This is a genomic window from Prosthecobacter sp., from assembly GCF_029946185.1.
In the GTDB taxonomy this organism is placed as follows: Bacteria; Verrucomicrobiota; Verrucomicrobiia; order Verrucomicrobiales; family Verrucomicrobiaceae; genus Prosthecobacter.
This window is the reverse complement of the sequence record NZ_JAQSEA010000184.1, coordinates 16,864-29,430: the sequence shown is the minus strand read 5'-3', so window position 1 is coordinate 29,430 and position 12,567 is coordinate 16,864. Positions and strand designations below refer to the sequence as shown.

The window sequence follows — 12,567 nt, the reverse complement described above, 5'->3', positions numbered from 1 at the left end:
GCCGCCATCGACCTGTCCTTCGTAGCTCGACGCAGGAGAGCGAAGAAGGAAGCCCCTGATCTACGATCAAGAAACAGCCTGCTAATCGGAAATGACTTTGCGACCCGCTATAACCGGGAACGTTCCATGGAGATTAGGCACTCCAACAACGACTGGCTGAGTTCAGCCCCTCCGCACTAACTCGCGCCAGAAATGTGAGCGCCCCCCGCGAGAAGGCAGGGTCGGTTTTTCCTCAGGACACTACCGACCGTCTGTTGATTCGCCTCATCCCAGTCAATCTTCGCCGTTGTCACTAAGTAAGGTGGTGCAAATCGTAGAGCTGAGACCTTCTCACCCGCACTTTTTGGAAATCTGGTTCGTAAATGATGATGGAAACCACACTTGCGGGGAAATAGCCAGCACCTGACCTGCGGCTTGACGCCGTGCGTGCGTAGCCGCATGTTCCGCTCTGCCTCGGGCTGTCGTACGGACTCCAGTCGCATGTTTTTATTCTCATGTTTTTTTCCAATGTTCTGACTACGTCGTCCCTCCTTAGCCGGTTTCTGGCGGCGGGTTTTGGGATGCTGGCGGTGCTCACTCCGCAGTTGCAGGCCCAGGTGGTGCTGAAGGCTCAGCCCGTCGAGTCGGTTGAAGACGAAGCGAAGAAGCTGAAGTCCACTGTGCCTGAAAAGCAGGACCTCAATGCCTCATGGGCCACGCAGAAAGAAGCGCGCGCCATGACCCTGAGCGTGCCCGCACCGCGAGGCCAAATCGTGGACCGCCATGGCATCCCCTTTGCGCAAAACCGCGCGGTCAATTACCTCGCGCTGGTCATGCCTTACATGGATGGTGCCAGCGACGCGCAGATCACCACCTTCGCGCGCTCCACAATCGACAAGGTGAATCAGTTGCTGGGAAAGACATGGTCGCTCTCCGATGAGCGCGTCTTGCTGCACTACAAGCACCGCCGCTGGCTGCCGCTGGTGTTTTCCGTGGAAGAGGGGCTCAATGTGGAGATCACCCCGGATATGGAGGAGAAACTCAAGCCGCTCTTGGGTGGCAGTCTTGTCATCCAGTCTGCTTATCTGCGGCATTACCCTCAGGGCGGCACCGCCTGCCATATCATCGGCTACACCGGCAAAACCCGTCCGCTGCCCACCGGGCCCATCGTCGATGGCGATCCCGTGTTTGAGGAGATGGAGGGGCGTGAAGGCATTGAAACCGCGTTCGACACGGATCTCAAAGGCCAGCCCGGCCTTGTGAACGTTCTCTTCAGTCCGGATGGCAAACGCCTTTCCGAAGACGTGCGCCGTGCGCCCAGTCCGGGCAACAATGTGGTGCTCTCCCTCGATTACAATTTTCAAAAATACGCTGAAAACGCGCTCAAAAAACACACCACCGGCGGAGCCATGGTCATCATGGACGTCACCAATGGCGATATCCTAGCCATGGCCTCCAATCCCGGCTTCGACCTCAATGAGTTCGTGCCCGGCATCCGCCAGAAGCGTTACGATGAACTGACGAAAGATCCGCATCTGCCGCTTTATCCGCGCTCTTTCCGTGGCGAATACCCTCCGGCCTCCACTTTCAAAATTGTCACCGCATTGGGCGCGTTGGACAGCGGCAAGGTAACTGCCAAGACGATGTATGACTGTCCCAACGCTTTGGAGATCGGAGACCGCGTGTTCAAAAACTGGAACAAGGAAGGCGAGGGTTCCATGAACGTGGTCTCCGCCATCAAGCGCTCCTGCAACACTTGGTTCTACCGTGCCGCGCTTGAGTCGGGTGCTGACTACATCACCAACATGGCCATGCGTTTTGGCTTTGGCGAGCGCACCGGCATTCCGCTGAAGGCGGAAGGGGAGGGCTTCGTCCCCACCAACAGCTACCTACTGCAACATCGCGGTCACAAGATGCTGCCAGGGGATCTGGCAAACATCGCCATCGGTCAGGGCATGGTTTTGGCCACACCGCTCCAGGTATGCCAGTGCATGGCAGGACTGGGCGACGGCACACGCATTCCCCAGCCTCGTCTGGTGCTTCAGGTGCAGGATCTGAGCGACCGCGTGGTGATGGCCTATGAACCCAAGGACCGCAGACGCATCGACCTCAAACCCGAGGATCGGCAGACGGTCATCAGCGGCATGGTGGCCGTGGTTAATGGCAGCGGCGGCACCGGACATTCCGCAGCGCTCAAGCAGGCGGAGCTGGCCGGTAAAACCGGCACCGCCCAGTGGCGCATCAGCAAAGATCAAAACCTTGCCTGGTTCACCGGTTTTCTTCCTGCTGGCAAGCCCATGTTTGCCTTCGCCGTCGTCTATGAAGGCGAGCCCGGGGAGACCATCAGCGGTGGGCAAAAAGCTGCCCCGATCGTGCGCGAGGTCTTCACCAACATCTTCGAAAAAGCACCGGCTGATGACCCCATGCTGATGGCCATGAAGGAAGTTCCCAAGGCCACACAGGTGGGCGAGTCCTCTGGCGGAGGGGAGAAATCCTCGGACGCGCAGACCGTTCGTCCCGCTCAGGCGGCGCCGCCGCCGCCGCCGCCGAAAAAAGGCATCAGCGGCTTCTTCAGCCGTCTCTTTGGCAAATAGCCACCGCCCCCTTACTTCATGAACATCCAGCTCGCCATCGTCTGTGACTTTGCCGCCGACTATCAGGGCAAGCTCTGCATCCAAGGTGCGTTTGACACCCTCTGCGCGCAGACCTTTCCCGTGGTCCATCCGCAGTGCTCCATCGCCGTGCGGGCGGTTTTTCAGGCGGAGGATGCCGGCAAGCATGAATTCGTGATCCGCTGCGTCGACCCCGATGGCAAGGAATGCCTGCCACCCATGCCTGCGCAGCTGGATGTGACCTTCCCTTCGTCCTTCATTCCATTCGTCTCGCGCAACATCGTCTACACGCTGCAGCGCTTGAAGTTTGAGCGTCAGGGACTGTACCGCTGGCTCGTGCAGCATCAAGACGACACCCTGGCCAGCATCCCGCTACGCGTGACTTTGTTCGACGAGCGCCGCTCCGCCAACGGTCCCGCAGGCTAGCCGCCCATGATCACCTCCAAATCCCAGACCCAATCCGAGACTACCACCCCGGCAGGCAGCCCCGTGCGGCAGCTATCAGTCTTCCTGCACAATCGTGTCGGGGCTCTCAGGTCCTTGGTCAAGCTGCTCACGGAGCACCGCATCGAGGTGCTGGGACTCTCCCTGCAGGACACCACCGAGCTCGCCCTCGTGCGCCTCATTCCCAGCGACCCTGAGACCACCGAAATGCTCTTCATTGAGAAAGGCATCCCCCATGTGGTCTTTCCCGTCACGGTCGTTGAATTGCGTGAGACAGAGCACTCCTTGGTCCACGCGCTCTCCGCTCTGCTCTCCGCCGAGATCAACATCGACTTCACCTACGCCCTCTTCGTTCGACCCGCCCAGAATCCCGTTTTCGTCCTGCACCTCGACTCCCCCGAAGTGGGTGCCGAAGTGCTCACCGCCTCCGGATTCAAGGTGCTCACGCAGGAGGATTTAAGCCGGTAGAGCAGGGGAGTGAACATTCTGAAGTCAAGCATTCGTCAAGAATTCAAGGCTCGACCCTTGACACTGTTTGACAACACTTGACTCGCTGACCTCCTCTTCAAGGTGCCTTCCCCGCAGCCTGTGCCCCTTTGAGCCACTCCTCTTTCGTCAACATAAAGGTCGGAGCCAGTTGTGCCAGAAACTCACGTGCATCCTCTGCCGCACTGAGTTCCTGCATCGGATCCTCCTGGCCCACGCGCTGCTCCGGCAGCGGCACGTAGATGGACGCCATCGCCCAGCGGTGCTGGATGTTGCGGAACACCGCATCGTAATACGAGAGGAAGACGTGCTCGTAGTGGTCTGCGCAGGTGGTGCCGTCTGAGCCGATGTACCAGTAAAAATTGATCGCCCGTGTGCGGTTCTTCACCCCCGGTTGCGGCTCAGTGTCACGGAAGATGCGCATCATCATGATGGTGATTTCACGGCCATCCTTCATCTGCAGCGGGATCTGTGTGCGGTCAGTCACCGTCCAGCCCTGGTTCGGCAGGCACACCTCCGGGCGGTGCAGGCTGCGCTTTTCATATCCGCTCAGGATCACGGTGGTCATGAGCTGCCTGCCTGCGGCGGAGGCATACACATTGCGCGCCAGCCGCACCCCTTCATCCAGCAGATTTTTCTCGTCTGCCGTCATGTCAAACTCACGCCCTTGGTAATCGCCCATAGACAGCGGCAGGTAGGGTAGTCGTGAGTCGTCCGACCGGAGCTTCACCCCCGGTGCCGCCACATGAAAGCTGATGTCCGTGCCCATGCAGATCCCCAGCACCAGCAGCGGCAGCCCAAGGGCCGCCAGCAGCCTGGCCAGCGTGCGGCGCGGCTCCGGAATCGCGCAGGCCTCACCCGCCGCCAGTGGTTTGCCATGACGCTTCAGATTGGCCTTCATCTCACGCCCTTCTAGCAGCCAGCACAGCGCAAACATCCCCGCCAGCGCGATGCCAAAGACCGCAAAACCCGCAAACGTGTGGTAGGGCGACATCTCCTGGTGGTCCTGAATGTGCCGTCCTACCGCAAAATCAGCGCCAAACTGTTTCGTCCCCGCCACCAGCAGGAGCAGCCGCACCACATTGCCCGCCACCGCCAGTGGCACCGCGCATGCAAATAAAAGGAGGCGCGAGCGCGGCCTCTTCAGTGCCAGATAGCCCAGCAGCGCCGAGATCATCATCAGCGCAAAGAGCGAATTGATCCCGCTGCACTTCGCATCCACATCCAGACTGAAAACATCGCCGATCTGCAGCCCTTTCTCGGCATCCGGGGCGGACTGTAGCGCCGAGCCCTCATTGATTGCCGGCACTCCGACCGCGTTCAGAACCGCCGCCGCCATGGCCGCTGTCCGTGGGCGCAGCGGAGAGGCCAGGGAATCCTCCAGCGGCTGCATCGGCCAGGTAAAAAACAAAAACAGCCAGGCAAAGAACAGCGTACGCATCCATGCCGCTCCCGCCACCAGCATGATGAAGCCCGCCAGCACAAACTGCACTGCCAGAAAGCCCGGGTAGCCCGTATTTGCCTTGTAGCCCACCCAGAAAAAGAACAGCCCTAGGCCGAGCAGTAGCAGGCCCTGCCATTTTCCCTTCAAAGGCAGACGGTACAGTTCATCACGTCGCAGCCACACCAGCCAGCCCACCAGCCATGGCACGAGCAGGCAGAACTGCCAGTCCGCACGCTTGCTCACCCAGCGGCCCCAGCCGATCAGGATGCTCTCGCGCCTTTCATGATCCCATTGTTGATACGGCCAGACTAAAAACAGCAGCACCAGCACCACTGGCAGCCCCCACAGCACGGCCCGCCGCAGCATTTGAGTCTGCTCATAGAAGGGCGTGGGCGAAGGAGTGAGGGTGGACACACTAGGTGGCCGAGTGGAATCTGTTGCCATGACACGGGTTACGGACAAAGGCTGGCCTTGTTTGTTGATTCTAGCAACCTTCATCGCGTAACGTCACTGACGCATCTTTCTACATGTCCGCTCCGCTTCCCCCCACCTCATCTCCTGTCACCGACTCCGAAGACGACGCGGAGTCAGCCTTGCTCTTCGCCCGCTGCAGCCCGGCACAGACAGACGCTGCCGCATCGAGGTCCTCAGCCGCCGGCCTTCATAAGGACAATTTCAGCCAGTCCAACCGGCATCTGATCATCTCACTCGGCGCCTCGCTCCTCATTGCCCTGCTGCTCCTGTTTGTTGCCAGGTGGTTCTACCTTGAGAAGATCGAACCCCGGCTTACCACCGCCACTGCAGCTACTGCTTCCGCAGCCGCGTCCAACCATGCAGCCCCTGCCACGCCAGCTTCGTCCGGCGCTGCGCTCAACGAAGAACTAGCCAAATCCGCCGAGCAGATCTCCGCACTTCAGAAACTGGTGGATGTCATGCGCCGCGAGCAGTTGCTCATGCAGCAGAACACCCGCGAATCCCTCGAAAACATCTCCGCCACGCTGAAAATTCCAAACATCGTGTCTGCACCGGAGACATCCGTCACCGACCAGCCCGGCATTCCGCGCATGGCCGATGTGAAACCCCAGGTCACCCCCACCCAGCAGGAGTTTCTCCAGCTCAAGGAGCGCAACCGCCTCACGCAGTACGCGGACGAAGCCATCGCCACCGGAATGCGCCGCCCCATCGAGTTGCTCGTCGAGTACATGCGTGACCCGCAGCTCCCTCATCTGCATGAAGCCGCGCAGGCCGAGTTCATGCGTGCCATCCGCGCCATCCAGCTCCTCCAGCGCGAAGACCCCGGCTACCGCCTCCCCGTAGCCGAACTCTTCAAAGACAGCAGCATTCGCGACGAGGCCGATGTCACCCCCGCCGCTCTGCTCAAGCTCCTGGCCGACTATAAAACCTCCTGGGAAGTCCGCGTCCGCGTCTGCTTCCTCCTTCTCGGCAGTCCGCTGCCAGAAACCAACGCCCAGCTCATCAAAGCCATCAAGGAAGACCCCTCCCTCGATGTGGCCAAGCACGCCCAGCTCGCGCTCGAACAGCGCATCAAAAAACGCTTCCGCATCTTCGACATTCCCGCTATCGAGGAATGGTCCAAATCGCAGGGGAAGTGACCCTGCGCACGTCTTGACCGCTGAACGCTGAACTTTTTGCCCCACCCGCCCGCCAGCCCCCTGGCGTCACCCCGCCCGCACCCATGAAAGCACTCTTCCTCACCAACGAATATCCCCCTCACATCTACGGCGGTGCCGGCGTCCACGTCGAATACCTTACTCGCGAACTCGCCAAGCTCACGGAGATCGATGTCCGCTGCTTTGGAGATCAATCCAGCGATGAGGGCAATCTTCACGTCCAGGGATTCGGCCTCGACACCACCGGCTGGGACAGCCCGCTCAATCTGAAGTCCGTCTTCGGCGCGCTGCAGCGCAACCTCGACTTCAACACCCGCGGCATCGACGCCAGCCTCGTCCACGTCCACACCTGGTATGCGCATTTCGGCGGCATCGTCGCCAAGCTCAACTACGGCCTGCCCTTGGTGCTCACCGTGCATTCGCTGGAGCCCCTGCGTCCTTGGAAGCGCGAGCAGCTCGGGCACGGCTACGACTTCACCGTCTGGCTCGAAAGCACCGCCCTCAAAATGGCCGACGCCATCATCGCCGTCTCTGAAGGCACCAAAGCCGACATCCTCCAGCACTTCGATGTCGATCCGCATAAGATCCACGTCATCTACAACGGCATCGACCTCGCCGAATACCGCCGCACCGAAGCCCCCGACGTGCTGCGCAAATACGGCGTCGATCCCGACAAGCCCTACGTCCTCTTCGTCGGTCGCATCGCCCGGCAGAAAGGCATCGTCCACCTCGTCCGCGCCATCCAGCATCTCGATCCCGGCTTTCAGGTCGTCCTCTGCGCCGGGGCTCCTGACACCGTCGAAATCAAAGAAGAAATGGAAGCCGCCGTCGCTGAAGCCAGCAAAGTGCGCCCCGGCGTCATCTGGGTTCAGGCCATGCTCCCGCTCCAGGAAAAGATCGTCATGTACTCCCATGCCGACGTCTTCTGCTGCCCCTCCATTTATGAGCCCTTCGGCATCATCAACCTCGAAGCCATGGCCTGCGAGACCGCCGTCGTCGCCAGTGCCGTCGGCGGCATCAAGGAAGTCGTCGTCGATGGCGAGACCGGCATCCTCGTCCCCCTCGATCAGCAGACCGAAAGCCCCTTCGAAGCCATGCACCCCGAGAAATTCGCCCGCGACCTCGCCGCTGGCATCAACAAGCTCATGGCCGACCCCACCCTGCGCAACCGCATGGCCCAGGCCGGCCGCCAGCGCGCCGAAGACCACTTCAGCTGGAAGAGCGTCGCCCGGAAGACGCTGGCGCTGTATAAGACGCTGGCGACTTGAGGCGGACCAACCCGCGCATGACAGGGCAGATACCAACGGAGCAACGTGGTAGGAGACATCACTCCAGCCTGCTGCTTGCGGTGATTCGGCCCTGCCTGAAGACTTGAGCTATCACAGGGCCTATGGTCCACGACACACTCTGAATGAATGCGCGATTTCTCAACGCCGATTTGGAAATCACGAGCCATAAACCTCTGGATGCGCTGGTGCAGTGCGTGGGTGATCGCGCCTGCAATCTGTACTGCGGAACGTTTGAGGCCGATTTGTATCTGGCCACCTTTGAGATCCCTGCGGGAGAAACGGATCGGGACCCTGAATTGCTGATCCATCGTTTATGCGACTTGTGGGCCACTTTCACGCCCGAGGTCCACGTGCTTGTGAAGGAGGCAAAACGACGCGTGATCGATCTGGGTTGCGAGACCGATAGTGATCTGGAGCCGATGAAACTGGAGCTGTCGGCTGAGGCACTTTCGCGGATGGCAACGCTCAAAGTGGGGCTTACGTTCACTCTTTACTGCCGGGGATGAGGCGCATCGAAGGCTGCTTCAAAAGCACAAAAAAAGCGGGCCATTGCTGGCCCGCCTTTGCTTAAATCAAACTGACTAACCGCTTATTTCGCTTCCGGCGTCTTCGAGCCTTCCTTGAAGCAGTAGAGGTGCGTGTGTGTGGTCACATACAGTGCGCCGTTGGCGGCGACGACGCTGCTGAGCAGCGGGGAGGGGAACTCGATGGTGGTGATTTCCTTGAGTTCCTTGCCTTCGGCGAGGACGAAGAGTTCACCCTCTTCATTGCCGATCCACACTTTGCCATCAGCGACCAGCGGGCTGGCCCAGATATGGCCCTTGGTGTCGAACTTCCAGTATTCCTTGCCGGTCTTGGCATCGAGGCAGAACACGCGGCCGGTGTAGTCCGCGGCGTAAACGAGGCCGTCCTTGATGGCTGGGGTGGAGATGGTGCGCTCGATGCCTTTGAAGGTCCACAGGGCCTTGCCTGTGATGTCGCCCTTGCTGGCCTTCGGATCGATGCAGCTCAGGCAGCCGACGCCTTCGCCGTGCTCAGGGTCCTGGCCGATGTTCACATAGATCAGGCCGTCGGCGATGGACGGGGTGGCGATGATTTCGCTGGGGCCGTCGTATTCGACGTACTTGATTGGCTCGCCAGCAGAGTTCTTGCGATACTCCGGCGGGTTGGCGTCATAGCGCCAGTATTCATTGAGGATGTCGAGGCCTTCAGCGTCCTTGTGCGTCTCAGGGGCCATGGAGTACACCCAGCCGTCACCGGCGGCAAAGATGATCTGCTTCTTGCCGTTCACGTCCAGCGAGGTCGGCGAGGACCAGGAGCAGTGCAGCACGCGCTCGGAAGCGACGTGATCCATTTCGCCCAGCAGCGTGCCTTTTTCAGCATCGAGCATGATGAAGCTCGGGGAGTTCGGAGCGGGGATGTTCGAATGCGTCCAGTCCACACCGTTGCAGGTGGGGACGAAGACCTTGCCGTCTATGACCAGCGGATAACCGGCGGTCGCATTGTGCTGGAAAACGCCGAGTTCTTTGTACATGTCATACACCCAGAGGATGTCCGCGTCGGTGTCGCCAGGAGTGAGGGGGGCGGTGGGCTTGCCGTCTTTGTCGAGCGGGGCCATGAAGGCACCTTCATCCTGCATGCCCTGGTTGCCGTTGGACATGCCTTTGACGTCCAGACAGACGATCTGGCAGCGGTTGCCCGGCACATAGGCCTTGTCGCCGATGATGGTGGGGCTGGCGCAGATGCCGAGGTACTCCCAGTCATTGACCTTGCCGCTGCCCATCTTGGGGGAGACCATCTGCCACTTGAACTGGCCGGTGTATTCGTCAAACACCATCATGATGCCGCGGTCGCCGATGTCCCTGTCGTTGCGCGGGGATTCATTGTTCGTGCCGACATAGACCTGACCATTGGCGATCATGGGCGTGCCGTAGGTCTGGGAGCCAAGCTTTGCCACCCATAGGCAGTTCTTGGTGGTGCTCATGTCGATGTCTTCTGCGCCAGGGGCCTTGTTGGCATCCTGCGCATTGGGGCGCAGACGCCCGGCTGTTTTCGGCGCGGCTTTGGGGCCGTACTTTTTGCCGGGGCTGAAGTCAATGGGCAGGCCTTTTTCGTCAGACACCATGTTGCGGGTGTTGCCGCCGCCCCACTGCGGGTAGTCGGCGGCGTGGAGCGAAGCCGTGGCAACCAGGGCCGCAGCAAGGAAGGGGGTGAGTTTTGGAGTCATGTGATCGAAATGGAAACGGTTGGAATGGCTGACACTTACTTGTTGGAAATGACGCTCAGGTTGTCGAGGAAGACGCGCCGTTGATTCAAGGCGGTGAAGCCAAAAATGCCGGGGGAGCCATTCGTCTGTGCGCGGGCCACCTTGACCTCCAGCGTCCAGGCTTCCGGCTCAGGCTGTGTTTTGTCCCAAGCCTTGGCACGGATGGTGCCGCTGCCGTCCTTCGCCACGTCCACGCGGCTCTTGAGCGTGTACCAAGTGTTCGCGACCATCTTAAAGGGGGCCTCCTGCTTCAAGCGCTCAGGGTTGGAGCTGATCTCCAGCTTGCCCGCATTGCCACGCAGGCAGACGAGGTAGCGCTGGTTGACCATGCCGATGTCGGACTTCGAGCGTGCGTTGCCTTCCGTCATCACATCCGCCTGCATGGTGTAGTTGGACAGATGCGAGGCACCGACGAACACCGTGGCGCGCTGGAACAGCAGGCGGTCAAAGGTCTTGGCCAGCACCTTGCTGCCAGCCTGTTCGCGCACGTCAAATTTGAACCGCGCACCAATCCATGGCAGCGGCGGGTAGGAAAATTTGATCTTCTCATCCGGCTGCTCGATGGCCAGGTCGTACTTCTCGAAATCATCGTTGAGTGGCAGATTGCGCAGAGTCCGGCCACGGATGACACCGCTCAGACCGTCCGCCGAGGTCGCCTTAAATGCCCCGGCGCTGGACTTCGCATCCGCTGCGGCGCTCAGCACTCCCTTGGCGTTGAATGTCGCGTCCATCGAGGCCTTCACCTTGGCTGTAGGCGGGATGAAGCTTTCCCATTTCACGCCTTTGACGTTGTCGCTCACCACGAAGCCGTGGGCGTCGATGCTGCGGATGCGGAAGTCTTGCTTGTCGCCGGTCATCAGCACGGTTTCGGCCGGGATGATTTGGAGCGCGACGGCCTTGCCCGCTTCTGGAATTTCCACCTTGGGTGCCGCATCCGTTTTGATGCCCTTGTTAGGAATCGGGAAGGCATAGAGGTGTTTCGTCGTGGTCACATACAGCACGCCGTCGCACACGCTCGGCGCACCGAGGGAGCTGCCGTCCAGTTTGAGCTCCTGCACGATCTCGCCGTCCGTCTCACCGGGTTTTACGATCACCAGCTTGCCGTCCAGCATCGGGCAGTAGAGCAGGCCGTCCACATACAGCGGGGTGGAGTGCAGGTTCGCATTGCTGAGCTTCTTCTTCCACATCTCCTTGCCGGTGTTGGCATTGATCGCATACAACGTCGCGCCGTCATCAAGCTGGTACACCACGTCACCGACGAGCACCGGGGAGCTGCTAGTGGCGGAGAGAGGCAGGCGCCATACTTCGGCGCTCGGATCAATCTCCGTGCTCTCCGGGCCGGTGGGGTCGCTCAGGGTTTCCGGCAGCTTGATGCAGACCATGCGGCCCTTCTCGGAGGTATCCAGATTCTCATCGCCATGGATCGTGATCAGGGTGCCCTTATGCAGCACGACAGAGGCGTTCACCCCGTTTTTGCTGATTTTCATTTTCCAGTGGGCGTGGCCGTTGCGTGCGTTCACGCAGACGATGTGGCCGCAGCCTGTGGTGTAATACATCACGCGGCGGCCATCCCGCGTTTCCACCACGGGGGTGGAAAAGGAGCTGTCCACCGGAGGCACCACGCCGGGGCGTGACCACCAGACCAGTTCGCCGGTCTTCTTGTCAAAGGCATACATGCGGTCAGCCGCAGGGCCGTCGCTGCCCCAGTTGGAAAAAATGAAATGCGTCATCACCAGATCGCCTTCGATCACGGGGCTGCCCACGCGTGCATTCGGAAAGGTCATGCGGCCGAAATCTTCCATCATTGGAATCTCAAAAACCTTCGTGCCGTCCAGCTCCCAGCAGTAAAACAGGCCCGCGTTGCTGACGAGGTAGATGCGCTTCGTTTCAGGATCGACCGTCGGCGCGCCGATGGAATAGCGGTTGTAGATCGAATCGCTCAGGTAGTCCTGGATTTCGTGCTCCCACAATTTTTTGCCTGTCTTCGCATCTAGGCAGGTGATGAGTTCGACGAGATCGGAGGTTTCGCCTTTGTAGCCCCACAGGATTACCTTGCCTTCAAAGATCACCGGCGTGCCACGGCTGTGTACATCGTACGTCCAGGCGGGTTTGTCGGCCAGTTTGCCTGCCTCCGTGTAATGCTCCAGGCTCACGCCGTTCTGCAACGGGCCACGCCAGTTGGTCCAGTCATTCGCCTGGGTGATTCCGGTCAGGGCCAGAGTGGCGGCAAATAAACAGCCGAAGGAGGTGCGGGGAATGGGGGGCATGAGTTGGGAAGGAGATGGAAATGAAACATCGTGAGCACTTGCCGCGCTTCAATGCGATTTTCATACCTTTCGCAAGGGAGGCGGTAATGCTGTCATGAAGGGGGGAAAGTGCAACGCAGATGACGCGCGGCATCTTGCACAAGTACGAC

General features: G+C 60.1%; 9 protein-coding genes. 6 read left to right on the top strand and 3 right to left on the bottom strand.

Annotated elements, in window-relative coordinates; translation table 11 throughout:
• Positions 1-494: 494 nt before the first annotated feature.
• The 3 genes from PSV43_RS15990 to PSV43_RS15980 are packed head-to-tail and all read left to right on the top strand — an operon-like array spanning position 495 to position 3,503.
• Positions 495-2,573, top strand: coding sequence for a penicillin-binding transpeptidase domain-containing protein (locus PSV43_RS15990; RefSeq protein ID WP_300199420.1), 2,079 nt, complete (start codon positions 495-497; stop codon positions 2,571-2,573).
• 18 nt (positions 2,574-2,591) lie between these two features.
• The gene (locus tag PSV43_RS15985) at positions 2,592-3,017 is read left to right on the top strand and encodes a hypothetical protein (protein ID WP_300199416.1); all 426 of its coding nucleotides are present in this window, start codon (positions 2,592-2,594) and stop codon (positions 3,015-3,017) included.
• A 6-nt stretch (positions 3,018-3,023) separates the two neighbouring features.
• Positions 3,024-3,503 carry a hypothetical protein gene (locus PSV43_RS15980; protein WP_300199413.1) on the top strand — a complete coding sequence of 160 codons (480 nt, stop codon included), beginning with the start codon at positions 3,024-3,026 and terminating at the stop codon, positions 3,501-3,503.
• Between the two features lie 97 nt (positions 3,504-3,600).
• On the opposite strand, the gene PSV43_RS15975 is transcribed toward PSV43_RS15980, so the two are convergent.
• Positions 3,601-5,379: an exosortase/archaeosortase family protein gene (locus tag PSV43_RS15975; protein ID WP_300199410.1), complete on the bottom strand. Its 1,779-nt coding sequence runs from the start codon at positions 5,377-5,379 to the stop codon at positions 3,601-3,603.
• Between the two features lie 113 nt (positions 5,380-5,492).
• On the opposite strand from PSV43_RS15975, the gene PSV43_RS15970 reads away from it, so the two are divergent.
• From PSV43_RS15970 to PSV43_RS15960, 3 genes are all read left to right on the top strand, one after another.
• Complete coding sequence (locus PSV43_RS15970; protein WP_300199407.1) at positions 5,493-6,578, top strand: hypothetical protein; 1,086 nt, start codon at positions 5,493-5,495, stop codon at positions 6,576-6,578.
• Positions 6,579-6,661: 83 nt separating this feature from the next.
• The gene (gene glgA / locus PSV43_RS15965) at positions 6,662-7,864 is read left to right on the top strand and encodes a glycogen synthase (protein WP_300199404.1); all 1,203 of its coding nucleotides are present in this window, start codon (positions 6,662-6,664) and stop codon (positions 7,862-7,864) included.
• A 143-nt stretch (positions 7,865-8,007) separates the two neighbouring features.
• Positions 8,008-8,391, top strand: a complete 384-nt coding sequence (locus PSV43_RS15960) for a hypothetical protein (protein WP_300199401.1) — start codon at positions 8,008-8,010, stop codon at positions 8,389-8,391.
• Between the two features lie 83 nt (positions 8,392-8,474).
• Here PSV43_RS15960 and PSV43_RS15955 read toward each other — a convergent pair whose 3' ends face one another.
• Entirely contained in the window at positions 8,475-10,112 is a 1,638-nt protein-coding gene (locus PSV43_RS15955) for a PQQ-binding-like beta-propeller repeat protein (protein ID WP_300199397.1), read from the bottom strand.
• A gap of 35 nt (positions 10,113-10,147) precedes the next feature.
• Positions 10,148-12,418: a PQQ-binding-like beta-propeller repeat protein gene (locus tag PSV43_RS15950; protein WP_300199394.1), complete on the bottom strand. Its 2,271-nt coding sequence runs from the start codon at positions 12,416-12,418 to the stop codon at positions 10,148-10,150.
• Positions 12,419-12,567: the final 149 nt, after the last annotated feature.

Coding starts and splice junctions, on each gene's coding strand:
- PSV43_RS15990 (WP_300199420.1), top strand. CDS start 495: ATGTTTTTTTCCAATGTTCTGACTACGTCGTCCCTCCTTAGCCGGTTT.
- PSV43_RS15985 (WP_300199416.1), top strand. CDS start 2,592: ATGAACATCCAGCTCGCCATCGTCTGTGACTTTGCCGCCGACTATCAG.
- PSV43_RS15980 (WP_300199413.1), top strand. CDS start 3,024: ATGATCACCTCCAAATCCCAGACCCAATCCGAGACTACCACCCCGGCA.
- PSV43_RS15970 (WP_300199407.1), top strand. CDS start 5,493: ATGTCCGCTCCGCTTCCCCCCACCTCATCTCCTGTCACCGACTCCGAA.
- glgA (WP_300199404.1), top strand. CDS start 6,662: ATGAAAGCACTCTTCCTCACCAACGAATATCCCCCTCACATCTACGGC.
- PSV43_RS15960 (WP_300199401.1), top strand. CDS start 8,008: ATGAATGCGCGATTTCTCAACGCCGATTTGGAAATCACGAGCCATAAA.
- PSV43_RS15955 (WP_300199397.1), bottom strand. CDS start 10,112: ATGACTCCAAAACTCACCCCCTTCCTTGCTGCGGCCCTGGTTGCCACG.
- PSV43_RS15950 (WP_300199394.1), bottom strand. CDS start 12,418: ATGCCCCCCATTCCCCGCACCTCCTTCGGCTGTTTATTTGCCGCCACT.